The sequence below is a fragment of the Burkholderia ubonensis genome (assembly GCF_001718695.1).
In the GTDB taxonomy this organism is placed as follows: Bacteria; Pseudomonadota; Gammaproteobacteria; order Burkholderiales; family Burkholderiaceae; genus Burkholderia; species Burkholderia ubonensis_B.
In genome coordinates, this window is the sequence record NZ_CP013420.1 from 1425261 (window position 1) to 1448878 (window position 23618).

The window sequence follows — 23618 nt, forward strand, 5'->3', positions numbered from 1 at the left end:
GCGTCCGGATGGGCGAAACCGGGGTGCGACGCGGGCGATGCCCCCCCGATGCGGCCGCTGCGACATATTGCCCCGCCACGGTGCGTCGCACGCGTTTCGCCGGGGCGCCAACGGGCGAATTGCGCTACAGTCGCAACCGCCGGCCGCGCGACGCTTGGCGTCGCGCCGGCCGTGCGTCCGTTCCGTCCGATCGAGCCCCTGGATGTCGCCAGTCCCGCTTGTCCACTACGCGCCGCACCGGCGCCTCTCCCGCGTCGTCCGCGCCGCCGCGGCACTCGCCGTCGCCGTGGCGCTCGCCGCCTGCACGCGCGGCGAACCGCCCTGGCGCCTGACCGACGTGACCGGCCACCTGCCCGACCTGTCGTTCACGCTGACGGGCGGCGACGGCCGGCCGGTCGATGCGTCCGCATTCCGCGGCCGCGTCTCGCTCGTCTATTTCGGCTACACGCACTGCCCGGACGTCTGCCCCGAAACGATGGCGCGGCTGATGGAAGTCCTCGCGCAACTCGGCCCGCAGGCGCGCAACGTGCGCATCCTGTTCGTGTCGGTCGACCCCGCGCGCGACACGCCGCAGGCGATGCAGTCGTATGTCGCCGCGTTCGACGCCGAGCACGCGCGCGGCCTGACGGGCACCGACCGCCAGATCGAATCGCTCGCGAAGCGCTATCGGGTCGCGTACCAGATGGAGCAACGCGATCCGTCGGGCGGCTACGAAGTGACGCACAGCTCGGCGGTCTACATCTTCGACGCGAGCGGCCGCGCGCGTCTGCTCGCGACCGACCGCGACAAGCCCGACGCCATCGCCGCCGATGTGCGCCGGATCATCGACACTGCCCCCACCACGTGAACCAGACATGAAGCCGAAAACGATCCTCAAGACGCTCGCCCTCCTCGCCGCGCTGTCCGTCGGCGCGCACGCGTACGCCGCCGGCGCGATCTCCGCGCAGAACGGCTGGGTGCGCTGGCTGCCGAACAAGCTGCCCGCGGGCGGCTACGTGACGCTCGTCAACACGAGCGACAAGCCGGTCGACCTCGTCGACGTCGACAGCCCCGACTACGGGATGGCGATGCTGCACCAGACCGTCTCGAACGGCTCGACGCAGAAGATGGAGATGGTCGACAAGCTGACGGTTCCCGCGCGCGGCAAGGTCGACATCGCGCCGGGCGGCTACCACTTCATGCTCGAAGAGCCGAAGCACGCGATCAAGCCCGGCGACACGGTGCGCGTGCGCCTGAAATTCTCCGACGGCGAGACGCTCGACACGCCGTTCGCGGTGAAGTCGCCCGCCCAGGCGAAGTAACGCCGCGCGATGGATCTCCTGTACTGGCTCGATCCGTGGGAACCGTCGCCGACCGTGGTCGTCGCGGTGCTGGCGGCCGGCGTGCTGTTCGCGCGCGGCGTGAAGAAGGCCCGGGTCACGCCGCTGCGGCAGTTCTCGTTCTGGCTCGGGCTGACGGCGCTGTACGTCGCGCTGCACACGCGGCTCGACTACTTCTTCGAGCACGAGTTCTTCCTGCATCGCGCGCAGCACCTCGTGCTGCATCATCTCGGGCCGTTCTTCATCGCGCTCGCGTATCCGGGCGCGGCGATCCGCGCGGGCATTCCGTTCCGCTGGCGGCAGCGCTTCGTGCGCCCCGCGCTCGCGTGGCGGCCGGTGCGCGCGACGCTCGACGTCGTGTTCAACCCGGTCGTCGCGGTCGTGCTGTTCGTCGGGCTGATTTATTTCTGGCTGCTGTCGCCGATCCACTTCGTCGCGATGCTCGACTGGCGCCTGTATCGCGTGATGAACTGGAGCATGGTGATCGACGGCCTGCTGTTCTGGTGGCTCGTCGTCGATCCGCGCCCGGCGCCGCCCGCGCGGCTCGCGCCGGGGCGCCGGATCCTGGTCGTCGTCGCGGCGATCCCGCCGCAGATCGTGCTCGGCGCGATGATCTTCTTCACGCCGCAGGAGCTGTATCCGATCTACTCGATCTGCGGCCGCGCGTTCACGTGGCTGAGCCCGCTGCGCGACCAGCAGATCGGCGGCCTGCTGCTGTGGATTCCGGGCTCGATGATGAGCGTGATCGGCGCGGTGATCGCGCTGCGCCACTGGCTGCGGCTGTCCGCGCGCGGCCGGCTGATCGACGAGCGCGCCGCTGCGCGCAGCGCCGCGCGGCCGGCGGCCACGCGCAACGCCCACTGATCCCGGCACGCCGCGCCGCGCGTCAGCCGCGCGCGCGGGTCATCCACACGTGCGGAATGCCGTCCTCGTCGTGCACGTCGGAACTCGGCGCGAAGCCGAACGCGCCGTAGAAGCGCTGCAAATGGGCCTGCGCATGCAGGCTGACCGGCGTGTCGGGCCATTGCGCGCGGATGTGCTCGAGCGCGCGCGACAGCAGCGCGTTGCCGAGGCCCGCGCCGCGGAACGCTGCAGTCGTCAGCACGCGGCCGATCCGAATGTCGGGATCCTGCGCATCGGGCAGCAGCACGCGCAGGTAGCCGGCCAGCCGGCCCGCTTCGTCGTACGCGGCCAGATGCCACGCCGCCTGATCCGCGTCGTCGATGTCGCGGTACACGCAATTCTGCTCGACGACGAACACCGCGCTGCGCGCCTCGAGAATCGTATAGACCTCGCGCGCCGACAGCGCGTCGAAGGCTTTCCAGCGCCAGTCCAGGTCGGCGGCACGCGGGGAGATGGCGGATGCGGAAGCGTTCATGGGCGGTCCTCGGTGCTGTTTCGGGCGCGCCGGCCGGCGCACGGCAATCGACGATTATGCCTCGAAGCGCGGCCGCTGCGCCCGCGCCGCCGCGCACATGCAGAAAGCCCCGCATTGCGCGGGGCCGTACGTCATGCGGGCATCCGTCCGAAGCGGCCGCCGTTGAAGTCGTCGATCGCGGCGCGAATCTCCGCTTGCGAGTTCATCACGAACGGCCCGTAGCCGACGACCGGCTCGTCGATCGGCTCGCCGCTCAGGATCAGCAGCTTCGCGTCGCCGTTCGCTTCGAGCTCGACGTCACGGCCGTCTCGGCTCAACTGCACGAACTGCGCTTCGCGCGCGACCGTTTCGCCGTTCACGAGCACCGTGCCGCTCAGCACGACCACCGCGAGCGTGCGCCCTTCCGCGACCGGAAACCGCGCACGACCGCCCACCGCGAGCCGCACGTCCCACACGTCGATCGGCGTGTGCGTGCGGGCCGGGCCGCGCCGCCCGTCGAGTTCGCCCGCGATGATCCGCACGCGGCCCGCGCCTTCCGGCAGCTCGACCACCGGGATGTCCGCGTTCAGCAGCGTCTGGTAGCCCGGCGCGCCCATCTTGTCCGCGGCGGGCAGGTTCACCCACAGCTGCACCATTTCGAGCGGCCCGCCGCGCTTCGTGAACGCCTCCGAGTGAAATTCCTCGTGCAGGATCCCGCTCGCGGCCGTCATCCACTGGACGTCGCCGGGGCCGATCACGCCGCCCGCGCCCGTCGAGTCGCGGTGCGCGACCTCGCCGTCATAGACGATCGTGACCGTCTCGAACCCGCGGTGCGGATGCTGGCCGACGCCGCGCGGCGCCGAGGCCGAACCCGAACCCGGCTCGAACGTCGCCGGGCCCGCGTAGTCGAGCAGCAGGAACGGGCTCAGATGCGCGCCGTGCGACTGGTAACTGAACATCGAGCGCACCGGAAACCCGTCGCCGACCCAATGGCCGCGCGGCGCACTGTACACACCCTGGATCTTCTTCATCTTCCTCTCCGAATTGCGGCGAAACCCGTGTTTCGCATCCTGGATAGGAATATAGAATCGGAACGATCGATCCGGTAGACTGCGAAAATCACACTCAGCGTTCTATTTGATGAACGATAGCCGGCGGGATCTGAACGATCTCTACTACTTCGTGCAGGTGGTCGACCACGGCGGCTTCGCGCCGGCGGGCCGTGCGCTGAACATGCCGAAATCGAAGCTGAGCCGGCGCATCGGACTGCTCGAGGCACGCGTCGGCATGCGGCTGATCCAGCGCTCGACGCGCCGCTTCACGGTGACCGAAGTCGGCCAGACCTACTACGCGCATTGCCGCGCGATGCTCGTCGAGGCCGACGCCGCCGACGAGGCGATCGCGCTGCTGCACGAGGAGCCGCGCGGCATCGTGCGGGTCACCTGCCCGGTCGCGCTGCTCGACTCGCTCGTCGGCGCGATGATCGCGGCGTTCATGAACGCGTGCCCGCGCGTCGAGATTCATCTGGAAGCGACCAACCGGCGCGTCGACGTGGTCGGCGAAGGGATCGACGTCGCGTTGCGCGTGCGCCCGCCGCCGCTCGAGGACAGCGAACTCGCGCTGCGCGTGCTGGCCGAGCGCGGGCAATGCCTGGTCGCGAGCCCCGCGCTGCTGCGCGAGCGCGGCATGCCGGCCGTGCCTGCCGACCTCGCCCGCCTGCCGAGCCTCGACCTCGGCGCACCGCAGGCCGCGCACGTGTGGCGGCTGCAGGGGCCCGACGGCGCCCGCGCGGAGATTCATCACCAGCCGAGACTCGTCACGGACGGGATGCTCGCGTTGCGCGCGGCCGCGGCCGCCGGCGTCGGCATCGTGCAGCTGCCGACGATGATGGTGCGCGACGCGATCGCACAGGGCGCGCTGACCGCCGTGCTGCCGGATTGGGCGCCGCGCCGCGAGATCGTGCATGCGGTGTTCGCGTCGCGCCGCGGATTGCTGCCGGCAGTGCGCGCGCTGCTGGATTTCCTGGCGCAGCGCTTTGCCGAGCTCGAGCCCGACTGAACCCGCGGCGCCAGCTTGCGCATTCGCGTGCGCAAGGGCGCGCGCTGCGCGTCAGCGGCATGTGCCGTAGACTGCCGCATGCGCGCATCGCGCACTTTCGACCACCCTTGCGCATTCCAGCCATGTTCACGCTGTCCAACGACCCGCACGCCTCCAAGCCCGATCAATATGCGACGCTCGTCGAGCAGGCCCGCTCGCTCGTCGAATCGGAACGCGACCTGATCGCCAACGCCGCGAACTTCGCAGCGCTCGTCTATCACTCGCTCGACCGGCTCAACTGGGCCGGCTTCTATTTCTTCGACGGTGCCGAGCTCGTGGTCGGCCCGTTCCAGGGCAAGCCCGCCTGCGTGCGGATCGCGCTCGGCAAGGGCGTGTGCGGCACGGCCGCGCAGACGCGCGAGACGCAGGTGGTGCGCGACGTGCACGCGTTCCCGGGCCACATCGCATGTGACGCGGCGTCGGAATCCGAAATCGTCGTGCCGCTCGTCGCGCGCGACGGCACGCTGATCGGCGTGTGGGACGTCGACAGCCCGGTCGCCGCGCGCTTCGACGACGAGGATCGGCAAGGGATGGAAGCGTTGTGCCGCGTGTTCGTCGAGCACGCGTGGGAGAAGGCGCGCGAGCGAGCAGCGTGATGCTGCGGGTAGCAACCACGCCGGTGGCGTGAGGAGCGCAAGCGTCAGCCTAGGCGCAAGCGCTAGGCGCAAGCCCAAATGAAACGAGCCCCGGACCGGGGCTCGTCGTCGTTGGCGGCGTGCGCGTCAGGCCGCCTGCGTGCCGGTCAGCGCGGCGAACGCGTGCGGCTTCACGTCGTCGGTCAGCACGTCGACGCCCTGCTCCGTCACCACGACCATGTGCTCCCACTGCGCGGACAGCGAATGGTCCTTCGTGACGACCGTCCAGCCGTCGGCCAGCACGCGCGTGTCGCGCTTGCCCGCGTTGAGCATCGGCTCGATCGTGAAGATCATCCCGGGGCGCAGCGGCACGCCGGTGCCGGGGCGGCCGTAGTGCAGCACCTGCGGCTCGTCGTGATACACGTCGCCGATTCCGTGCCCGCAGTATTCGCGCACAACGCTGAAGCCTTCGCGATGCGCGACCTGCTGGATCGCATAGCCGACGTCGCCGAGCGTCGCGCCCGGACGCACCGCGCGAATGCCCGCGTGCATCGCCTCGTAGGTGGCCGCCACCAGACGCCGCGCGAGTTCGCCGGGCTCGCCGACGAAGTACATGCGGCTCGTGTCGCCGAACCAGCCGTCCTTGATCACCGCGATGTCGAGGTTCACGATGTCGCCGTCGCGCATCGGCCGCGACGACGGGATGCCGTGACAGACCACGTGGTTGACCGACGTGCACAGCGTTTTCGGATAGCCGTGATAGCCGATGTTGGCTGGAATCGCGTGCAGTTCGTCGATGATGTATTCGCGGCAGCGCGCGTCGAGCTCGTCGGTCGTGACGCCCGGCTTCACGTAGTCGGTGATCATCGTCAGCACTTGCGACGCGAGCTTCGCGGCTTCGCGCGACTTCGCGATGTCGGCGGCGCCGCGGATGGGAATGTCGCGCTTCGCCATTACGCCACCTGCTCGATGTCGCGAGCGGCCGGCTGCGCCGTACCGGCGTCGCCGCCGCGCGCCTCGGATTCGATCAGCATCCGGCAGATATCGCCATAGGACAGCGACGGATTGAGTTCCGCGAGCATGCCCACGCGCAGCCAGTGCTCGGCCTGCGCGTTGATCGACCGGCTCAGCGCGGTGCTGGTCGAGCGCAGCCGTTCGTGCATGTGCTCGGAAATCTTGATGATGCCCATATGGCTCCAATTAAACGAAATGTAGTCGTTTCGTATATTACGCTGGCGCTGCGCGCGGAGCAAGTATTCGGGCGGACTGCGAATCGGGAGTCTGGCAGCCCGTGATTTCGTTGACACCATATTCCAGCTTGATGGAGAATCCGTCCATCATGCAAGAAGCGACTACCCTTCCCGCGCCTGATGCAGGCATCAACGAGCGGATCGCCCGCCGCGTGCGAGACTTGCGCACGTTACGAGGCTACACGCTCGATGCGCTGGCCGCCCGCAGCGGCGTCAGCCGGTCGATGATCTCGCTGATCGAGCGCGGTGCGGCCAGCCCGACGGCGGTCGTGCTCGACAAGCTCGCCGCCGGGTTGGGCGTGTCGCTGGCGGCGCTGTTCGGCGGCGAGCGCGACGACGCGCCCGCGCAGCCGCTGGTCAAGCGCGCACAGCAAGCGGAATGGCGCGATCCGGCGTCCGGTTATCTGCGGCGCAATCTGTCGCCGCCCGGCTGGCCGTCGCCGCTCCAGCTCGTCGAAGTCGATTTCCCGCCCGGCGCGCGCGTCGCGTACGACACGGGCGGCCGCGACAGCGCGCTGCATCAGCAGGTATGGGTGCTCGACGGACGCGTCGACGTCACGTTGGGCGACGCGCTCCACGCGCTTCGCGACGGCGACTGCCTGGCGATGCGGCTCGATCAGCCGCTGGTCTTCAGCAACCCGACGGCGCAAGGCGCGCGCTATGTCGTCGCGATCTGCGATGCCACCGCCGCGGTCGGCATGCGCGGCGCGGCATCCGTTCAAAGCCGGAGCCGACCGGTGCAGGAGTCCACATGAATTCGCCGAACACGCACGACGACGTGCGCTTCGTCGATTGCAGCGAGGCCGAGCATGCGGCAGCCATCCTCGACATCCTGAACGAGGCCATCGTCAATTCCACGGCCCTGTACGACTACGCGCCGCGCCCCCCGCAGGCGATGGCGACATGGTTCGCGACGAAGCGCGCAGGCGGCTTTCCGGTCGTCGGCGCGGTCGATGCGTCGGGCCGCCTGCTGGGGTTCGCGAGCTGGGGCACGTTCCGTGCATTCCCCGCGTACAAGTACACGGTGGAGCACAGCGTGTACGTGCATCACGAACAGCGTGGCCGCGGGCTCGGCGAGTTGCTGCTGCGCGAGTTGATCAAGCGTGCGCGCGATGCCGAGGTACACGTGCTGGTCGGCTGCATCGATGCAACCAACGCGGGCAGCGTCGCGCTGCATACGCGTGTCGGCTTCGTGCATTCGGGGACGATCGCCGAAGCGGGATTCAAGTTCGGGCGCTGGCTCGACGCGGCGTTTTATCAACTGAAGCTGGACACGCCGATGCAGCCGGTGGATGGGTGAGCGAGGACGCGGATGGTCGCTGAAGATAACGCCGCGCGAGCGCCGGAAAAAGAAAAAGCCCTGATTTCTCAGGGCTTTTTCTCTTCCTACTTGGAGGCGCGAGCCGGAGTCGAACCGGCCTAAACGGCTTTGCAGGCCGCTGCATAACCGCTTTGCTATCGCGCCGTAAGCGGACTGTTCACTCGCCGTGCCGGCAAGCAACAGATTTCTTTGATGACCGTCGGCCCATCAAATAAAAAGGGAAGCGTTGCTTCCCCAGTGTCTGGAGCGGGAGACGAGTCTCGAACTCGCGACCTCAACCTTGGCAAGGTTGCGCTCTACCAACTGAGCTACTCCCGCATTGTCCTGCAACTGCGGCGCCTGCCGTACAACGCGCCGCCAAAAAACCTGGAGCGGGAGACGAGTCTCGAACTCGCGACCTCAACCTTGGCAAGGTTGCGCTCTACCAACTGAGCTACTCCCGCATTGTCCTGCAACTGCGACGCCTGCCGTACAACGCGCCGCCAAAAACCTGGAGCGGGAGACGAGTCTCGAACTCGCGACCTCAACCTTGGCAAGGTTGCGCTCTACCAACTGAGCTACTCCCGCATATTGCTTCTGCTTCGCTGCACTCACTTCGTCGTGCAGCGGAGAAGCGAAATTATGTCGAAGGCTCATCCGGGTGTCAAGGGTTTTTCGCGCCCTTTTTCCAAAAACCTTCGGCACCGACACCGCAAGCAGCCGCTACCAAGCCCTTACGCGCCGCCGCGCTCGCGAATCTGCGGCCACGCGAGCTTCATGTAGTACAGCATCGACCAGATCGTCAGCACCGCCGCGAGATACATCAGCCACTCGCCCCACACGCGCGTGTCGAGCGTCGCAAAACCGAGCGGCAGCGGCCCGAAGTACAGCAGCATCGGAATCGCGACCATCTGGCATGCGGTCTTGAACTTGCCGAGCTGATTCACCGCGACGCTCTTCGACGCACCGATCTGTGCCATCCATTCACGCAGCGCCGAGATCGCGATCTCGCGGCCGACGATCACGAGCGCGATCGCCGCGTCGACCCGCGCGATCTGCACGAGGATCAGCAGCGCGGCCGTCACCATCAGCTTGTCCGCGACCGGATCGAGGAACGCGCCGAACGACGACGTCTGATTCCATTTGCGCGCCAGGTAGCCGTCGAACCAGTCCGTCAGCGCGGCGAGGATGAAGATCAGCGCCGCCGCGAGATTGCGGTGCGCGCCGCCCATCACCGTGTCCGGCAGATAGAACACGCCGACGACGAGCGGAATCAGCACGATCCGTACCCACGTCAGGAAAATCGGGAAATTGAACGGCATGGCATCCGGGACAGTAAAGGATTCGCAATTGTGCCGCGTCGACCGCCCTGCCACAAGCGAGGCGGGCGGCGGCGCCTTGTCAGTGCAACTGCCTGTAGATCTGCTCGGCGAGCGCGCGCGAAATGCCCTCGACGCTCGCGAGTTCGTCCACGCTCGCCGCGACGACGCCGCGCAGCCCGCCGAAGCGGGCGAGCAGCCGCTGCCGGCGTTTCGCGCCGACCCCTTCGAGCTCCTCGAGCCGCGACGTCTGGCGTGCCTTCGCCCGCTTCGCGCGCATCCCGGTGATCGCAAACCGGTGCGCCTCGTCGCGGATCTGCGCGACGAGCATCAGCGCGGCGCTCTCCTTGCCGAGCTCGAGCGGCGCGCGGCCGTCGGCGAACACGAGCGTCTCGAGCCCGACCTTGCGCCCCTCGCCCTTCGCGACGCCGACCAGCATCGACGTGTCGAGGCCCAGCTCGGTGAACACCTGCCGCGCGATCTCGACCTGCCCCTTGCCGCCGTCGATCAGCACGATGTTCGGCAACAGGCTGGCGGCCTCGGCCTGGCGCGTCGTCTCGCCGTCGATGCCGGCCGCGTCGTCGGCGGCCGCGGCCTGCGCCGCCTGCTCGACCATCTTTTCGTAGCGGCGCGTCAGCACCTGCCGCATCGCCGCGTAATCGTCCCCGGGCGTGATGCCGGTGATGTTGTAACGCCGGTATTCGCCGGACTGCATCTTGTGATGGTGATAGACGACGCACGAAGCCTGGGTCGCCTCGCCCATCGTGTGGCTGATGTCGAAGCACTCGATCCGCAGATGCGCGAGGTCGTCGTTCTCGTAGCTGAGCGTATCGGCGAGCGCGCGCGTGCGCGCCTGCTGCGAGCCCTGCTCGGACAGCAGCCGCGCGAGCGCGAGGGCCGCGTTCTGCTCGGCCATCGACAGCCACGCGCGCCGCTGGCCCTGCGGCTGCCGCACCAGCGACACCTTGTGGCCGGCCTGCTCGGACAGCAGGTCGAGCAGGTCGCGGCTCGCGGGCGCATGGCTCACGACGAGCACCGGCGGCACGCGGTTGCCGAGATAGTGCTGCGCGATGAACGCGTCGAGCACCTCGGACTCGACCGACGCCTGCGCATTGCGCGCGCCGCCCGCGTCGTCCGCCGGCTGGCCGGGCAGCGCCTCGGCCGCCGGCTCGGCCTCGTCGTCGAGCCCGCCTTCCGCAAGCGTCAACGCGCTCTCGACGTGCGTCGGGAAATACGCCTTGTCGCCGAGATGCCGGCCGCCGCGCACCATCGCGAGGTTCACGCACACGCGCCCGCCCTGCGCGACCACCGCGAGGATATCGACGTCGCTGTCGCTGCCGACCTCGATCGCCTGCTGATGCAGCACGGTCGCGAGCGAGCTCATCTGGTTGCGCACGGCCGCCGCCTGCTCGAACTTCAGCTCCGCCGCGAACCCGTGCATCTTCTGCTCGAGCTCCTTCATCACTTCGGACTGCCGGCCGAGCAGGAAGCGCGCGGCGTTCGACACGTCGCGCGCATAGTCCTCTTCGGCGATCGCGCCGACGCACGGTGCGGTGCAGCGCCCGATCTGGTGCAGCAGGCACGGCCGCGTGCGGTTGTTGAACACCGAATCCTCGCAGGTGCGCAGCTGGAACACACGCTGCAGGATCTGGATGCTCTCGCGCACGGCCCACGCGCTCGGGAACGGCCCGAAATACTGGTTCTGCTTGTCGACGGCGCCGCGGTAATACGCCATCCGCGGAAAGCGGTGCGCGGTCAGCTTCAGGTACGGATACGACTTGTCGTCGCGAAACAGGATGTTGTAGCGCGGCGCAAGCGCCTTGATCAGGTTGTTCTCGAGCAGCAGCGCTTCGGCTTCCGAGCGCGTGACGGTCGTCTCGACGCGCGCGATGCGCGTGACCATCATCGCGATGCGCGGCGACAGCTGCGTCTTCGTGAAATAGCTCGACACGCGCTTCTTCAGGTCGCGCGCCTTGCCGACGTAGAGCACCGCGCCGGCCGCGTCGTAATAGCGGTAGACGCCGGGCAGGTGCGGCAGTTGCGCGAGGATCTTCTTCGGTTCGAACGGAGCTGCGGAGGCTTCTGGGGATGTCATGCGTGATCCGGGCGCCGCGAGGCGCGCGAACGGGTCTATTAGAATCGCCAGTTTAGAGCATTCCACCTGCCCGCTTCGATGCCACGCACCGCCCCCCGCCCCCACGACCCGACCCCGCGCGCGCCGGACGAAACCGTCGCCTGCGACATCTTCTGCACCGTCGTCGACAACTTCGGCGACATCGGCGTGTGCTGGCGCCTCGCGCGCCAGCTCGCGCACGAGCACGGCTGGCAGGTGCGGCTCATCGTCGACGACCTGCGCACGTTCGCGCGCCTCTTGCCCGGCGTCGAGCCCGACGCGCTGCGGCAGACCGCCGACGGGGTCGTGATCGAGCACTGGCACGCCGAGGTCGGCGACGCGATCGAGATCGCCGACGTCGTGATCGAGGCGTTCGCGTGCGAGCTGCCGGGCCCGTATCTCGCGGCGATGGCGCGCCGCGAGCGCCGGCCCGTGTGGATCAACCTCGAATACCTGAGCGCCGAGGACTGGGTTGCCGATTTCCATCTGCGGCCGTCACCGCATCCGCGCTACCCGCTCGTCAAGACGTTCTTCTTCCCCGGCCTGTCGGCCGGCACCGGCGGCGTGCTGAAGGAACGCGACCTCGACGCGCGCCGCGCGGCCTTCGACGCCGACGCGCACGCGCGTGCCGCCTGGTGGCGGCGCACGACGGGCGACGCGCCGCCCGCGCCGGGCACGACGGTCGTCAGCCTGTTCGCGTACGAGAATCCGGCCGTCGACGCACTTCTCGCGCAATGGCGCGACGGCCCGGCGCCGGTCGTCGCGCTCGTGCCGGAGGGGCGCGTGTCGCCCGCCGTCGCGCGCTTTTTCGGGGTTGAATCATTCGGCGCCGGCGCACGGGCGAGCCGCGGCAATCTCACCGCGTACGGGCTCGCGTTCGTCCCGCAGTCTGACTACGATCCGCTGCTGTGGATCGGCGACCTGAACTTCGTGCGCGGCGAGGATTCGTTCGTCCGCGCGCAATGGGCGCGCAAGCCGTTCGTGTGGCACATCTATCCGCAGGCCGACGACGCGCACCTGCCGAAGCTCGACGCCGCGCTCGCGCACGTCGGCGCCGGCCTCGCCGACGCGCCGCGCGACGCCCTCGCTCGCTTCTGGCACGCATGGAACGGCGCGGGCACGCCCGACTGGGCCGATTTCTGGCAGCACCGCGCGGCGCTGCAGGCGAATGCGGCCGATTGGGCCGACGCGCTGGCGGCCGTCGGCGATCTCGCCGGAAAGCTGGCCGAATACGCAAAATCTCAGTTAAAATAAATGGTTATCCGACGGCTGACCACGCAAGCGCTTGCTTTTGGCGCCCGCCCGGAACGCACCCGCTTGGGCGCCGTCACCCGTTGCGCAACGCTCAGGCACCTATTTATTTGATTTGATCAGGACAGTGTTTTTATGAAAACCGCACAGGAACTCCGCGTAGGCAACGTCGTGCAGATCGGCAGCGACGCTTGGGTCATCTCGAAGACGGAATACAACAAGTCGGGCCGTAACGCCGCCGTCGTCAAGATGAAGATGAAGAACCTGCTGACCAACGCAGGCCAGGAGTCGGTCTACAAGGCCGACGACAAGTTCGACGTCGTCGTGCTCGACCGCAAGGAAGTGACGTACTCGTACTTCGCCGACCCGATGTACGTGTTCATGGACGCCGACTACAACCAGTACGAAGTCGAAGCGGAAATGATGGGCGACGCGCTCCACTACCTCGAAGACGGCATGGCGTGCGAAGTCGTGTTCTACAACGAGAAGGCGATCTCGGTCGAACTGCCGACGGTCCTCGTGCGCGAAATCACCTACACCGAGCCGGCCGTCAAGGGCGACACGTCGTCGGGCAAGGTGCTGAAGAACGCGAAGCTCGCAACCGGTTTCGAACTGCAGGTTCCGCTGTTCTGCAACACCGGCGACAAGATCGAAATCGACACGCGTACGCACGAATACCGCAGCCGCGCGTAAGCGCCGGGCGGTTTCCGCATCGAACAAAGCGCCCTTCGGGGCGCTTTTGTTTTGTCGGCGCCAACAGGACGCCGTAGCCCGACACTGGAATGCACCACAAAAGCGACGCATAAAGATATTCAATTTGTATCATCGGTAACTGTTTTACAGCGATGGAGAAATAATCTTCGTTACGCGTTCGCCGGGGCATAAAATCAGTTTTTAATCTCGAAATGCGGCTGCGGATTTTTGGCCGATGGCCCGCCTCTCTTGAACGACACGCGTCCACCATGCCACATGCCCTGATTGTCGAAGACGATCCCAACAGCCTGTCCGGCCTCACCGCGCTTCTCGCCGCCGACGGCTTCTCGGTCGACACGGCCACGTCGCTTGCCGAAGCGCGCACCGCGCTCGGCCGCTCGATCCCCGACGTCGTCCTCGTCGACCTGAACCTGCCGGACGGCAGCGGGTTCGACCTGCTTCAGCACCTGCCGCAGCAGCAGCCGAACGGCTCGCTGCCGGTCATCGTGCTGACCGGCAACGCGACGGTCGAAAGCGCGATCGAAGGCCTGCGCCACGGAATCTGGGACTACCTTCTCAAGCCGATCAACATTCCGCGCCTGCGCAGCCTGCTCGCGCGCATTCCCCGGCCCTACGAACTGATCGACGAAGTGCAGTCGCTGCGCGCATCGCTGCGCAACCTCGGCCGCTTCGGCGCGCTGGTCGGCCGCAGCGAAGCCATGCAGCACGTGTACGACATGATCGAGCACAACGCGCGCACCGAGACGGCCGTGCTGTTCTCGGGCGAGGCCGGCACCGGCAAGAAGCTGGCCGCGCGCACGCTGCATGACCTGAGCCGCCGCCGCAAGGGGCCGTTCGTCGCGTTCGACTGCCGCACGCTCGCGCAGGTCGGACGCCATGGCGCGGCGCTCGACAGCGTGCTGTTCGGCCACGAGCGCGGCGCGTACGACGGCGCCGAGCGGCGCGAATCCGGCCTGTTCGAGCAGGCGAGCGGCGGCACGCTGTTCCTCGACGAGATCACCGCGCTGCCGCTCGTGCTGCAGGAAGCGCTGCTGCAGGCGCTCGATTCGCAGAACTTCATGCGCATCGGCGGCACGAGCCCGGTCGCGAGCGACTTCCGGCTGATCGCCGCCACGCGCCGCCCGGCGCGCGAAGCGGTCGCGAACGGCACGCTGCGCGAAGATTTGTGGCTGCGCCTCGACGCGGCGTCGATCTCGATGCCGCCGCTGCGCGAACGCGACGGCGATGCGCTGTCGATCGCCGATGCGCTGATCGACGAACTGAACCGCGAAGCGCGCGCGACCGGCCGCAGCACGACCGACAAGCGCGCCGCGCCGGGTTTCGTGCGCGAATGCCTGTCCTACGAGTGGCCGGGCAACGTGCGCGAACTGCAGGAGCGCGTGCGCTTCGCGTACGACGCGTCCGGCGACTTCATCGACACGCTGCGCGCCGGCGAAGCAGGCTTCTCGGCGGGCGCCGCGCTGAACGGCAGCAGCGTGCAGATCAAGGTCGGCACGCCGCTGTCGGACGTCGAGGACCTGTTGATCCGCGCGACGCTCGATGCGGTCGGCGGCACGCGCCATCGCGCGGCGACGCTGCTCGGCATCAGCCCGAAGACGCTGTACAACAAGCTGCAGCGAATGAAGGTGGAATGAGGCAGCGCGGCGCGGAAACGCGCCGCCACGAATGAAACAGCCCGATCAGCGCCTGCTGATCGGGCTGCGTCGGTCAGGCTGACCGGCCTCTCGAAGCCGCGCGAGTTGCGCGGCTGCTTCGCGTCGCGCGCTTACGCGAACGCGTCGCGCAGCAGCGCCTGCGCACTGAGATACTCGGGCTGCGCGATCAGCTTGTCCCACTTGGCCGGCTTGCCGCGCGCGCGCATCCGCTTGATGCGTCGCACCGAGTCCGGCGACGGCTGCGTCTTCAATCCGTTCAGCACGGCTTCGGCCGCATCCGGCTGGTTGCAAACCAGCACCATGTCGCACCCGGCCGCAAGCGCGGCCTCGGCCGCCTGCGTCAGCGTGCCGCCTTCTCGCGCGGCCTCCATCGACAGGTCGTCGCTGAAGATCGCGCCGGTGAAGCCGAGCCGGCCGCGCAGGATGTCCTGCAGCCAGACCCGCGAGAAACCGGCCGGCCACGCGTCGACCTGCGTGTAGATCACATGCGCCGGAATCACCGCCGCCAGCGACAGGCCGAGCCAGTCGTAGGGCGCGACGTCCTGCTCGAGGATCGTGTCGAGCGGCCGGTCGTCGGTGGGGAGCGCGACGTGCGAATCGGCTTCCGCGAAACCGTGCCCGGGGAAATGCTTGCCGCAGTTCGCCATGCCGGCGAGCGAGAGCCCGTGGTTCACGCTTTTCGCGAGCATCGTCACGACGCGCGGATCGCGATGGAACGCGCGATCGCCGATCACTTTCGAGTGGCCGTAGTCGAGGTCGAGCACGGGCGTGAAGCTCATGTCGATCCCGCATGCGCGCAGCTCCGCGGCGAGGACGTAGCCGACCGCGGTCGCGACCTTCGTCGCCTGCAGCACGTCCTGGTCCCACAGCTCGCCGAGGCGGCGCATCGCGGGCAGCACCGTGAAGCCGTCGGTGCGAAAGCGCTGCACGCGGCCGCCCTCGTGATCGACGGCAATCAGCACGTCCTCGCGGACCGCGCGAATGGCGTCGGTCAGCGCAGTCAGCTGCGCACGATTCTGGAAGTGCCGCGCGAACAGGATCACGCCGCCGGTGTTCGGATGCGCGAGACGGCGCGCATCGTCGCGCGTCAGTGCCGTGCCGACGACGTCGAGCATGACCGGGCCGGGAGTCGTTTTCATCGAATCGGGAATCCGTCAGGAAGAAGTTCGTGGAGCCGGCGGGGCTGCCGCAGGCAAGTTGGTCTCGGCGATCACGAACGACACTGCGTAGTCGCGCTCGTCGCTGACCGTCACGCGGGCGGCGATGCCGCGCGCCGCAAGCCAGTCGGCCAGCTCGCCGGACGCGACGACATACGGCTCGCCGCTCGGTTGATTGAGGGTCTGCAGCGCGCGCCACGTCATCGGCCAGTGCATGCCGAGCCCGATCGCCTTCGAGAACGCTTCCTTCGCGGAAAAGCGCGTCGCGAGGAACGCGATGCCGCGCGCCTCGGAGCGTGCGCGGCGCGCGTGAAACACGCGCAGCTCGTCGGGCCCCAGCACTTTCTCGGCGAACCGGCCGCCGGTGCGCTCGAGCACTGCCGCGATGCGGCTCACCTGGACGATGTCGGTGCCGATGCCGTAGATCGCCATGTCAGCGCGCGCCGCGATGCACGAACGATGCCGGGTGGCAAGCCGAGCCGGCGCGCACGGAACGCATCGTCAGCGCGCGCCGCCGTGCAGCGCCGCGACGCGCGCCGCGACCATGATCGCCTTCATCTCGCGCACCGCGTTGTCCCAGCCCGCGAAGATCGCATGCGCGACGATCGCGTGGCCGATGTTCAGCTCGACGATGCCGTCGATCGCGGCGATCTGCTGCACGTTCGTGTAATGCAGGCCGTGCCCCGCGTTGACCTTCAGGCCGAGCTGCGCGCCCGCCTGCACGCCCGCGACGATCCGCTCGTATTCGCGCTGCTGCTCGGCCGCGTCGTGCGCGTCGGCGTAGCGGCCCGTGTGCAGTTCGATCACCGGCGCGCCCGCTTCGTGCGCGGCGCGGATCTGCGTCTCGTCCGGATCGATGAACAGCGACACGCGCACGCCCGCGTCGGCGAGTTGCCGGCACGCGGCACGCACGGCCTCGAAGCGCCCCGCGACGTCGAGACCGCCTTCGGTCGTCAGCTCCTCGCGCTTTTCGGGCACGAGGCACGCGTCGTGCGGCTTGACCTCGCACGCGATGTCGAGCATCTCGGCCGTCACCGCGCATTCGAGGTTCATGCGCGTCTTCAGGAGCGGGCGCAGCTTGCGCACGTCCGCGTCGACGATGTGCCGGCGATCTTCGCGCAAGTGCAGCGTGATCGCGTCGGCGCCGGCCTCTTCGGCGGCGAGCGCCGCGCGGACCGGGTCGGGATAGCTCGTGCCGCGCGCGTTGCGCAGCGTCGCGACGTGGTCGATATTGACGCCGAGATCGATGGCGGTGGGCGAAGTCAGGAAGAAGCTCATAGATTTTGCAGGTCGATCAGGATCTGGCGCGTCGCGAGCGGCGTGCCGCCGAGATAGGTGTTCAGCAGGAAGCGCATCAGCGTCTTGCTTTGCGCGACGGTCTGGGCTCGATGGTAATCGTCCTGCTCCATGTCGAGCAACGTCTGCCCGGAAACCACCGGCCAGTGCGACGGCACGTCGTCGTCCGCGCCGCGCACGCCGCGCTCGGGATCGAACACGTACAGGCGGTCGGCCTCGACCGCGCGGCGCGCGACCGTGCGGTTCAGCGCCATCGCATAGCCCGTTTCGCGCAGCAGCACGCGCTCGAACGAGCGCAGCACCTGCACCGCGGGCTCGCCATGCGCGAGGCGCGTGAGCGTCACGACGTAATGATTGAAGAGCGGCGGCTGCGGATCTTCGCGTGCGCAGAACTTGACGAGCAGTTCGTTCGCGTAGAAGCCGCACAGCAGCGCGTCGCCGGCGAGCGGCAGCATCCCGCCGACCCACTCGGCCCCCGTCAGCGTGCGCATCTCGGACTTGCCGGACCACGACAGCAGCAGCGGCTGGAACGTCTGCAGCACGCCGCGCAGCGCGGAATGCGGGCGCTTCGCGCCTTTCGCGACGAGCGCGAGCCGGCCGTGATCGCGCGTCAGCACGTCGATGATCAGGCTCGTTTCACGATAGGGATAGCTGTGCAGCACGAACGCCGGCTGCTCGGCGACGCGGAAATCGGACGTGCGCGAGGTCGCGCGCCGCGCCTTCGGCGGTGCGGGGGGCGCGGCAGGCGGCGGCGCGTCAGCGCTCGCCGCTACCGCGTCTTCGGTCGACGCCAGCGCGTCATTCGTACCCATAGGCACGAAGCCCCGCTTCGTTGTCGGCCCAGCCGCTCTTCACCTTGACGAAGGTCTCGAGATAGACGGGGCCGTCGAACAGCTTTTCCATGTCCATCCGCGCTTCGGTGCTGATCTGCTTGAGCTTCGCGCCCTTCTTGCCGATCACCATCGCCTTGTGCGAATCGCGCTCGACGAGGATCGTCGCGAAGACGCGCTTCAGCCGCCCTTCCTCCTCGAACTTGTCGATAATGACCGTGCTCGTGTACGGCAGCTCGTCGCCGGTCCAGCGGAACACCTTCTCGCGCAGGATCTCGGCTGCGAGAAAGCGCGAGCTGCGGTCGGTCAGGTCGTCCTCGCCGTAGATCGGCTCGCCTTCAGGCAGGTACGGCTTGACCGTCTCCATCAGGCGCTGAATGTCTTCCACGTGCTTCGCCGACAGCGGCACGATCTCGGTGAACTCGCGCAGCGCGCTCACCTTCTGCATGAACGGGTACAGCGTCGTCTTGTCGTTCACGCGGTCGAGCTTGTTCGCGATCAGCAGCGTCGGCACGCCGGGCGGGATCAGGTCGAGCACCTTCTGGTCGTCCGGCCCGAAGCGGCCGGCCTCGATCACGAACAGGATCGCGTCGACCGACGTCAGCGTCGACGTGACCGCGCGGTTCAGCGAGCGGTTCAGCGCGGTGCTGTGGCGGGTCTGGAAGCCGGGCGTATCGACGAAGATGAATTGCGCGTCTTCGGTCGTGTTGATACCGGTGATGCGGTGGCGGGTCGTCTGCGCCTTGCGGGACGTGATGCTGATCTTCTGGCCGACGAGCGCGTTCATCAGCGTCGACTTGCCGACGTTCGGACGGCCCACGATCGCGATCATGCCGCAGCGGAAACCAGTGGGAGCGGTAGCGTTCATATCGATTGGGAGACAGGTTCGGAACCGGCCGCGCGGCGCGCGGCACGAACGATGGGCAATTCAGTGACCGGCATCGGCCACGCGCGCCGGCGCAGCGGCGAGGCTCGTTTCGCCGGACGACGCGTCCTGGCCGGGCGTCGTCACGTCGCGCACGCGCGGCGCGGCGCGCTCGGCGGCCTTCTCGACCTTCTCGGCCGCGTGAGGCGCAGAGTCGGCGCGGTCGGCAGGCTTGTCGGCTGCACGCGGGGCGGCATCGGTTCGCTCGATGGCCTTGTCGGCGGGTTTCTGCGCGGCATCGGCACGGTCCGCGGGCTTGTCCGTCGCCGGCTTCGCCGCCCGCTCGGCCTTGTCCGCACCATGCTCGACATGCGCGGCGCGAATCGCGGCCACCGGCGCCTGCGCCGCGCGCTCGACCGCCTCCGCCACGCTGCTCGCGGCTGCCGGAGCCGCCGCGGCCTTCGCTTCGGCGCGCGCCGCGGCGCGCTCTTTCCGCTCCGGCGAGCGCAGGTCGAGCGCTTCCTGCACGCCTTTCACGCCGGGCACGATTTCCGGCTCCACGTGCTTGGCCGCGCGTGCGTTCTTCGAACGTTTCGGCTTCGCGGCCAGCATCGGCGCGGCCGCGACCACTTCGTCGAGCGCCTTCTTCGCGGCGGCCTGCTCGGCCGCGCGACGGCTCGCGCCGGAACCGGACACCTTGACGTCCAGCTTCGGCACCGTGCATTCGACCTCGAACTGCTGATTGTGCGCCGCACCATGCGTCGCGACGACCGTGTAGGTCGGCAGCGCGATCTTGTGCCCCTGCAGGTATTCCTGCAGCAGCGTCTTCGCGTCCTTGCCGAGCGTGCGCGGATCGATGTGGTCGAGAATCGGGATGTAGAGCCGCTTGATCACCCCTTGGGCGGCTTCGAAGCCGCCATCGAGGAACACGGCCCCGATGATGGCTTCGAACGCGTCCGCGAGGATCGACGGCCGGCGGAACCCGCCGCTGCGCAGCTCGCCCTCGCCCAGCCGCAATCCGTCGGAAATATTCAGGGCCTGAGCAATTTCGTACAGCGACTGCTGTTTGACGAGGTTCGCCCGCACCCGTGACAGATCGCCTTCGTCCAGCTTGCCGAAACGCTGGAACAAAAGAGCGGCCACCGCGCAATTGAGAACGGAATCGCCGAGGAACTCGAGCCGCTCGTTGTGCGTGGCACTGTGACTGCGATGGGTCAAAGCCTGGCGCAGCAATTCCGCATTGCGAAATTCATAGCGCAGCCGGCTTTCCAACTGAGATAGGGGCATGTGCAGGAGTATAACGCGGGCGCCGGTCGCGCCGAAACGACGCAGCCGGCCCCGAAAAGGCATGACGAAGCGGTGTTACCGCCGGTTCTTAAAGTAGTTCGGCAATACGCGGCGCGGCCCGGGCGCCGCATATTGCGCGTGCATCGATCGGGATCAGTTGAAGGAGCCGATCCGCTTCAGGTCGCCGAAGTTCATCCAGATGAAGAACGCGCGGCCGACGATGTTCTGGTCCGGCACGAAGCCCCAGTAGCGGCTGTCCGCGCTATTGTCGCGGTTGTCGCCCATCATGAAGTAGTGGCCCGCCGGCACCTTGCAGATCACGCCGCGGCTGTTGTACGTGCAATTGTCGCGATACGGATAGTCGTATGCGCCCATCACGAACGGCGGCACGGCAGGGTTGTTGAGGATCGCGTTCTTGCGGCCGCCGAGCGACTCCTCGAACTGCTTCGCGTAGTTCTGCCGCTCTTCGTCGAAGTAGTCGGCCAGCGGCGTTTCGGGCACCGGCTTGCCGTTGATCGTCAGCTGCTTGTCCTGGTAAGCGACGGTGTCGCCCGGCAGGCCGATCACGCGCTTGATGTAGTCGACCGACTCGTCCTTCGGGTAGCGGAACACGACGACGTCGCCGCGTTCGAGCGGACGGCCTTGCGTGAGCTTCGTGTTCGTGACCGGCATGCGCAGGCCGTAGTCGAACTTGTTGACGAGGATGAAGTCGCCGACGAGCAGCGTCGGCACCATCGAGCCCGACGGGATCTTGAACGGCTCGACGATGAACGAACGCACGACGAACACCGCGAGGATCACCGGGAAGAAGCTCGCGGTGTACTCGAGCCACCAAGGCTGGCGCAGCTTCTCGTCGCGCAGCTTCGAACGGGTCTGCACCGCGTTCTCGTCGGCGTAACGCTTGTCGATGCGCGACTGCTGCTGGTCGAACGCGTCGACCGCCGCATCGGCCGCCCGCCGGCGCTGCGGCAGGAACACCATCTTGTCCGCAACCCACGCCACGCCCGTCAGTGCGACGAGCACAAAAAGAATCAGCGCAAAATTCATAAAAGGATCAGTCCTGTTATTTGTCTTCGACGCGCAAGATCGCCAGGAACGCTTCCTGCGGAATCTCGACCGAACCCACCTGCTTCATCCGCTTCTTGCCTTCCTTCTGCTTCTCGAGCAGTTTCTTCTTCCGCGTGATGTCGCCGCCGTAGCACTTCGCGAGCACGTTCTTGCGCAGCGCCTTGATGTTCTCGCGCGCGATGATGTGCGCGCCGATCGCGGCCTGGATCGCCACGTCGTACATCTGGCGCGGGATGATCTCGCGCATCTTCGCGGCGACTTCACGGCCGCGATACTGCGACTGCGAACGGTGCACGATGATCGACAGCGCATCGACCTTGTCGCCGTTGATCAGCATGTCGACCTTCACGACGTCCGACGAGCGGTATTCCTTGAACTCGTAGTCCATCGACGCGTAGCCGCGCGACACCGACTTCAGCCGGTCGAAGAAGTCGAGCACGATCTCGGCCATCGGGATTTCGTACGTGAGCTGCACCTGGCGGCCGTGGTACTGCATGTTGATCTGCGAGCCGCGCTTCTGCTCGCACAGCGTGATCACCGAGCCGACATAGTCCTGCGGCATGTACAGGTTCACGGTGACGATCGGCTCGCGGATCTCGGCGATCTTCGGCGGCTCCGGCATCTTCGCCGGGTTCTCGACCCGGATCGTCGAACCGTCGCTCTGCACGACCTCGTAGACCACGGTCGGCGCGGTCGTGATGAGGTCCATGTCGAACTCGCGCTCGAGCCGCTCCTGCACGATCTCCATGTGCAGCAGCCCGAGGAAGCCGCAGCGGAAACCGAAGCCGAGCGCCTGCGACACTTCCGGCTCGTACTGCAGCGACGCGTCGTTGAGCTTGAGCTTTTCCAGCGACTCGCGCAGCGCGTCGTACTGGTTCGCCTCGACCGGGTACAGGCCCGCGAACACCTGCGGCTTCACTTCCTTGAAGCCCGGCAGCGGCTCGGCGGCCGACTTGGCCGCGTGCGTAACCGTATCGCCGACCTTGGCGGCGGTCAGCTCCTTGATGCCGGCGATGATGAAGCCCACCTGCCCCGCCGACAGCGATTCGAGATTGCGCGACTTCGGCGTGAACACGCCGATGTGCTCGACCGGGTACTGCGCGCCGGTCGCCATCAGCTTGATCTTCTCCTTCGGACGCAGCGTGCCGTTGACGATGCGCACGAGCATCACGACGCCGACGTAGTTGTCGAACCACGAGTCGATGATGAGCGCCTGCAGCGGCGCGTCCGGATCGCCCTTCGGCGGCGGCACCTTCGCGATCAGCGATTCGAGCACGTCCTCGACGCCGAGACCCGTCTTCGCGCTGCAGCGCGTCGCGTCCATCGCGTCGATGCCGATCACGTCCTCGATCTCGGCGATCGCGTTCTCGGGGTTCGCGGCCGGCAGGTCGATCTTGTTCAGCACCGGCACGACCTCGACGCCCAGCTCGATCGCCGTGTAGCAGTTCGCGACCGTCTGCGCCTCGACGCCCTGGCTCGCGTCGACGACCAGCAGCGCGCCCTCGCACGCGGACAGCGAGCGGCTGACTTCGTACGAGAAGTCGACGTGCCCCGGCGTGTCGATCAGGTTCAGGTTGTACACCTTGCCGTCGCGCGCGCGGTACGACAGCGCGGCAGTCTGCGCCTTGATCGTGATGCCGCGCTCACGCTCGAGATCCATCGAGTCGAGCACCTGCGCTTCCATTTCACGGTCGGTCAGGCCGCCGCATACCTGGATGATGCGATCCGCGAGCGTCGACTTGCCGTGGTCGATGTGCGCGATGATCGAGAAATTGCGAATATGATCCATTCAGTGCCGATCAAGCGAAAAAGGCGCGCTCGACGACTGCGGAGCACGCCTTGTAAGTCGGTGAAAAAACGGCTTATTTTAGCCGAAAAGCCCCCCGCCGGGCGGCATTTTGGCGACCGGCTGCCGCCGGGTCTCAGCGCCGGGCGGCGAGCGCGTTCCGCACCCGCATCTCGTCGAAGCGGTGGCGGCACACTTCCGCGCCATCCAGCAGCAGCACCGGCACGTCCTCGTCGTAGCGGGCGACGAGCGCCGCGTCCGCGTCGATGTCGACGTAGTCGACCGCCACGCCGAATTCGGCCGCCACCGGCGCCAGTGCGTCGCGCATGTCGTCGCACAGATGGCACCAGCCGCGGCCGTAGAGCGTGAACATCGCGCG

Annotated in this window: 25 protein-coding genes and 4 tRNA genes; 10 read left to right on the forward strand and 19 right to left on the reverse strand. The window is 67.7% G+C overall.

The genetic code is table 11. The features are described 5' to 3' along the window. The first annotated feature begins 202 nt into the window (after positions 1 to 202). From WJ35_RS06345 to WJ35_RS06355, 3 genes are read left to right on the forward strand one after another with little or no spacing between them, the layout of a single operon-like run. Entirely contained in the window at positions 203 to 847 is a 645-nt protein-coding gene (locus WJ35_RS06345) for an SCO family protein (protein WP_069238930.1), read from the forward strand. Positions 848 to 854: 7 nt separating this feature from the next. Then, positions 855 to 1301: a copper chaperone PCu(A)C gene (locus tag WJ35_RS06350; protein WP_069238931.1), complete on the forward strand. Its 447-nt coding sequence runs from the start codon at positions 855 to 857 to the stop codon at positions 1299 to 1301. A 9-nt stretch (positions 1302 to 1310) separates the two neighbouring features. After that, positions 1311 to 2183, forward strand: coding sequence for a cytochrome c oxidase assembly protein (locus WJ35_RS06355; protein WP_069238932.1), 873 nt, complete (start codon positions 1311 to 1313; stop codon positions 2181 to 2183). Positions 2184 to 2205: 22 nt separating this feature from the next. Here WJ35_RS06355 and WJ35_RS06360 read toward each other — a convergent pair whose 3' ends face one another. Both WJ35_RS06360 and WJ35_RS06365 read right to left on the reverse strand, forming a co-directional pair. Next, positions 2206 to 2697 (reverse strand): GNAT family N-acetyltransferase, encoded by a 492-nt coding sequence (locus WJ35_RS06360; protein WP_069238933.1) that lies wholly within the window; start codon positions 2695 to 2697, stop codon positions 2206 to 2208. A gap of 131 nt (positions 2698 to 2828) precedes the next feature. Continuing rightward, positions 2829 to 3707: a pirin family protein gene (locus WJ35_RS06365; RefSeq protein ID WP_069238934.1), complete on the reverse strand. Its 879-nt coding sequence runs from the start codon at positions 3705 to 3707 to the stop codon at positions 2829 to 2831. A 109-nt stretch (positions 3708 to 3816) separates the two neighbouring features. Here WJ35_RS06365 and WJ35_RS06370 point away from each other — a divergent pair, with 109 nt between their 5' ends. Then, on the forward strand, positions 3817 to 4734 hold the full coding sequence (locus tag WJ35_RS06370) for a LysR family transcriptional regulator (RefSeq protein WP_060234532.1): 918 nt from the start codon (positions 3817 to 3819) through the stop codon (positions 4732 to 4734). Positions 4735 to 4856: 122 nt separating this feature from the next. Then, complete coding sequence (locus tag WJ35_RS06375) at positions 4857 to 5369, forward strand: GAF domain-containing protein (protein ID WP_069238935.1); 513 nt, start codon at positions 4857 to 4859, stop codon at positions 5367 to 5369. 126 nt (positions 5370 to 5495) lie between these two features. Here WJ35_RS06375 and map read toward each other — a convergent pair whose 3' ends face one another. Next, a complete protein-coding gene (gene map, locus WJ35_RS06380) occupies positions 5496 to 6302 on the reverse strand; it encodes a type I methionyl aminopeptidase (RefSeq protein WP_011883982.1) in 807 nt (268 codons plus the stop codon). Then, on the reverse strand, positions 6302 to 6538 hold the full coding sequence (locus tag WJ35_RS06385; protein WP_014722737.1) for a ParD-like family protein: 237 nt from the start codon (positions 6536 to 6538) through the stop codon (positions 6302 to 6304). The genes map and WJ35_RS06385 overlap by 1 nt, the downstream gene beginning before the upstream one ends. A 149-nt stretch (positions 6539 to 6687) precedes the next feature. On the opposite strand from WJ35_RS06385, the gene WJ35_RS06390 reads away from it, so the two are divergent. Beyond that, complete coding sequence (locus WJ35_RS06390; RefSeq protein WP_069239410.1) at positions 6688 to 7353, forward strand: helix-turn-helix domain-containing protein; 666 nt, start codon at positions 6688 to 6690, stop codon at positions 7351 to 7353. Next, positions 7350 to 7898 carry a GNAT family N-acetyltransferase gene (locus WJ35_RS06395; protein ID WP_069238936.1) on the forward strand — a complete coding sequence of 183 codons (549 nt, stop codon included), beginning with the start codon at positions 7350 to 7352 and terminating at the stop codon, positions 7896 to 7898. The genes WJ35_RS06390 and WJ35_RS06395 overlap by 4 nt, the downstream gene beginning before the upstream one ends. A 91-nt stretch (positions 7899 to 7989) precedes the next feature. On the opposite strand, the gene WJ35_RS06400 is transcribed toward WJ35_RS06395, so the two are convergent. From WJ35_RS06400 to uvrC, 6 genes are all read right to left on the reverse strand, one after another. Then, positions 7990 to 8063: transfer RNA gene (locus tag WJ35_RS06400), tRNA-Cys, on the reverse strand. A gap of 98 nt (positions 8064 to 8161) precedes the next feature. Further along, positions 8162 to 8237, reverse strand: a tRNA-Gly gene (locus WJ35_RS06405). A gap of 49 nt (positions 8238 to 8286) precedes the next feature. Further along, positions 8287 to 8362 (reverse strand) — tRNA-Gly (locus WJ35_RS06410). A gap of 48 nt (positions 8363 to 8410) precedes the next feature. Then, positions 8411 to 8486: transfer RNA gene (locus tag WJ35_RS06415), tRNA-Gly, on the reverse strand. Positions 8487 to 8632: 146 nt separating this feature from the next. Next, positions 8633 to 9220: a CDP-diacylglycerol--glycerol-3-phosphate 3-phosphatidyltransferase gene (pgsA, locus tag WJ35_RS06420; RefSeq protein WP_069238937.1), complete on the reverse strand. Its 588-nt coding sequence runs from the start codon at positions 9218 to 9220 to the stop codon at positions 8633 to 8635. A 79-nt stretch (positions 9221 to 9299) separates the two neighbouring features. Then, positions 9300 to 11312 carry an excinuclease ABC subunit UvrC gene (gene uvrC, locus WJ35_RS06425; RefSeq protein WP_060234536.1) on the reverse strand — a complete coding sequence of 671 codons (2013 nt, stop codon included), beginning with the start codon at positions 11310 to 11312 and terminating at the stop codon, positions 9300 to 9302. A 78-nt stretch (positions 11313 to 11390) separates the two neighbouring features. Between uvrC and earP the strand changes: the two genes are divergently transcribed. From earP to WJ35_RS06440, 3 genes are all read left to right on the forward strand, one after another. Then, on the forward strand, positions 11391 to 12584 hold the full coding sequence (earP, locus tag WJ35_RS06430) for an elongation factor P maturation arginine rhamnosyltransferase EarP (RefSeq protein WP_060234537.1): 1194 nt from the start codon (positions 11391 to 11393) through the stop codon (positions 12582 to 12584). 132 nt (positions 12585 to 12716) lie between these two features. Next, the gene (gene efp, locus WJ35_RS06435) at positions 12717 to 13274 is read left to right on the forward strand and encodes an elongation factor P (protein WP_010091850.1); all 558 of its coding nucleotides are present in this window, start codon (positions 12717 to 12719) and stop codon (positions 13272 to 13274) included. Positions 13275 to 13543: 269 nt separating this feature from the next. Then, positions 13544 to 14929 carry a sigma-54-dependent transcriptional regulator gene (locus WJ35_RS06440; protein WP_060234538.1) on the forward strand — a complete coding sequence of 462 codons (1386 nt, stop codon included), beginning with the start codon at positions 13544 to 13546 and terminating at the stop codon, positions 14927 to 14929. Positions 14930 to 15060: 131 nt separating this feature from the next. Here WJ35_RS06440 and nagZ read toward each other — a convergent pair whose 3' ends face one another. The 9 genes from nagZ to WJ35_RS06485 form a co-directional block, all read right to left on the reverse strand. Then, positions 15061 to 16089 (reverse strand): beta-N-acetylhexosaminidase, encoded by a 1029-nt coding sequence (nagZ, locus tag WJ35_RS06445; RefSeq protein WP_060234539.1) that lies wholly within the window; start codon positions 16087 to 16089, stop codon positions 15061 to 15063. A 15-nt stretch (positions 16090 to 16104) separates the two neighbouring features. Then, positions 16105 to 16539 (reverse strand): holo-ACP synthase, encoded by a 435-nt coding sequence (acpS, locus tag WJ35_RS06450; RefSeq protein WP_010091847.1) that lies wholly within the window; start codon positions 16537 to 16539, stop codon positions 16105 to 16107. A gap of 69 nt (positions 16540 to 16608) precedes the next feature. After that, positions 16609 to 17385, reverse strand: coding sequence for a pyridoxine 5'-phosphate synthase (pdxJ, locus tag WJ35_RS06455; protein WP_069238938.1), 777 nt, complete (start codon positions 17383 to 17385; stop codon positions 16609 to 16611). Beyond that, on the reverse strand, positions 17382 to 18215 hold the full coding sequence (gene recO / locus WJ35_RS06460; RefSeq protein ID WP_069238939.1) for a DNA repair protein RecO: 834 nt from the start codon (positions 18213 to 18215) through the stop codon (positions 17382 to 17384). Before recO ends, pdxJ begins: the two co-directional genes overlap by 4 nt. Further along, a complete protein-coding gene (gene era / locus WJ35_RS06465; RefSeq protein ID WP_010091844.1) occupies positions 18202 to 19101 on the reverse strand; it encodes a GTPase Era in 900 nt (299 codons plus the stop codon). Before era ends, recO begins: the two co-directional genes overlap by 14 nt. A 60-nt stretch (positions 19102 to 19161) precedes the next feature. Continuing rightward, positions 19162 to 20385, reverse strand: a complete 1224-nt coding sequence (gene rnc / locus WJ35_RS06470; RefSeq protein WP_060234541.1) for a ribonuclease III — start codon at positions 20383 to 20385, stop codon at positions 19162 to 19164. 153 nt (positions 20386 to 20538) lie between these two features. Further along, on the reverse strand, positions 20539 to 21432 hold the full coding sequence (gene lepB / locus WJ35_RS06475) for a signal peptidase I (protein WP_010091841.1): 894 nt from the start codon (positions 21430 to 21432) through the stop codon (positions 20539 to 20541). 16 nt (positions 21433 to 21448) lie between these two features. Next, complete coding sequence (gene lepA / locus WJ35_RS06480; protein ID WP_069238940.1) at positions 21449 to 23242, reverse strand: translation elongation factor 4; 1794 nt, start codon at positions 23240 to 23242, stop codon at positions 21449 to 21451. A 133-nt stretch (positions 23243 to 23375) separates the two neighbouring features. Continuing rightward, a complete protein-coding gene (locus WJ35_RS06485; RefSeq protein ID WP_010091839.1) occupies positions 23376 to 23612 on the reverse strand; it encodes a glutaredoxin family protein in 237 nt (78 codons plus the stop codon). Positions 23613 to 23618: the final 6 nt, after the last annotated feature.

Bases quoted from the DNA above. Each gene is read 5' to 3' on its own strand.
- lepA (WP_069238940.1), bottom strand. From the start codon at position 23,242: ATGGATCATATTCGCAATTTCTCGATCATCGCGCACATCGACCACGGC.
- efp (WP_010091850.1), top strand. From the start codon at position 12,717: ATGAAAACCGCACAGGAACTCCGCGTAGGCAACGTCGTGCAGATCGGC.
- WJ35_RS06350 (WP_069238931.1), top strand. From the start codon at position 855: ATGAAGCCGAAAACGATCCTCAAGACGCTCGCCCTCCTCGCCGCGCTG.
- WJ35_RS06345 (WP_069238930.1), top strand. From the start codon at position 203: ATGTCGCCAGTCCCGCTTGTCCACTACGCGCCGCACCGGCGCCTCTCC.
- rnc (WP_060234541.1), bottom strand. From the start codon at position 20,385: ATGCCCCTATCTCAGTTGGAAAGCCGGCTGCGCTATGAATTTCGCAAT.
- WJ35_RS06390 (WP_069239410.1), top strand. From the start codon at position 6,688: ATGCAAGAAGCGACTACCCTTCCCGCGCCTGATGCAGGCATCAACGAG.
- earP (WP_060234537.1), top strand. From the start codon at position 11,391: ATGCCACGCACCGCCCCCCGCCCCCACGACCCGACCCCGCGCGCGCCG.
- WJ35_RS06440 (WP_060234538.1), top strand. From the start codon at position 13,544: ATGCCACATGCCCTGATTGTCGAAGACGATCCCAACAGCCTGTCCGGC.
- uvrC (WP_060234536.1), bottom strand. From the start codon at position 11,312: ATGACATCCCCAGAAGCCTCCGCAGCTCCGTTCGAACCGAAGAAGATC.
- recO (WP_069238939.1), bottom strand. From the start codon at position 18,215: ATGGGTACGAATGACGCGCTGGCGTCGACCGAAGACGCGGTAGCGGCG.
- WJ35_RS06395 (WP_069238936.1), top strand. From the start codon at position 7,350: ATGAATTCGCCGAACACGCACGACGACGTGCGCTTCGTCGATTGCAGC.
- WJ35_RS06365 (WP_069238934.1), bottom strand. From the start codon at position 3,707: ATGAAGAAGATCCAGGGTGTGTACAGTGCGCCGCGCGGCCATTGGGTC.
- WJ35_RS06370 (WP_060234532.1), top strand. From the start codon at position 3,817: ATGAACGATAGCCGGCGGGATCTGAACGATCTCTACTACTTCGTGCAG.
- WJ35_RS06355 (WP_069238932.1), top strand. From the start codon at position 1,311: ATGGATCTCCTGTACTGGCTCGATCCGTGGGAACCGTCGCCGACCGTG.
- lepB (WP_010091841.1), bottom strand. From the start codon at position 21,432: ATGAATTTTGCGCTGATTCTTTTTGTGCTCGTCGCACTGACGGGCGTG.
- era (WP_010091844.1), bottom strand. From the start codon at position 19,101: ATGAACGCTACCGCTCCCACTGGTTTCCGCTGCGGCATGATCGCGATC.
- pgsA (WP_069238937.1), bottom strand. From the start codon at position 9,220: ATGCCGTTCAATTTCCCGATTTTCCTGACGTGGGTACGGATCGTGCTG.
- map (WP_011883982.1), bottom strand. From the start codon at position 6,302: ATGGCGAAGCGCGACATTCCCATCCGCGGCGCCGCCGACATCGCGAAG.
- acpS (WP_010091847.1), bottom strand. From the start codon at position 16,539: ATGGCGATCTACGGCATCGGCACCGACATCGTCCAGGTGAGCCGCATC.
- WJ35_RS06360 (WP_069238933.1), bottom strand. From the start codon at position 2,697: ATGAACGCTTCCGCATCCGCCATCTCCCCGCGTGCCGCCGACCTGGAC.
- WJ35_RS06385 (WP_014722737.1), bottom strand. From the start codon at position 6,538: ATGGGCATCATCAAGATTTCCGAGCACATGCACGAACGGCTGCGCTCG.
- WJ35_RS06375 (WP_069238935.1), top strand. From the start codon at position 4,857: ATGTTCACGCTGTCCAACGACCCGCACGCCTCCAAGCCCGATCAATAT.
- WJ35_RS06485 (WP_010091839.1), bottom strand. From the start codon at position 23,612: ATGTTCACGCTCTACGGCCGCGGCTGGTGCCATCTGTGCGACGACATG.
- pdxJ (WP_069238938.1), bottom strand. From the start codon at position 17,385: ATGAGCTTCTTCCTGACTTCGCCCACCGCCATCGATCTCGGCGTCAAT.
- nagZ (WP_060234539.1), bottom strand. From the start codon at position 16,089: ATGAAAACGACTCCCGGCCCGGTCATGCTCGACGTCGTCGGCACGGCA.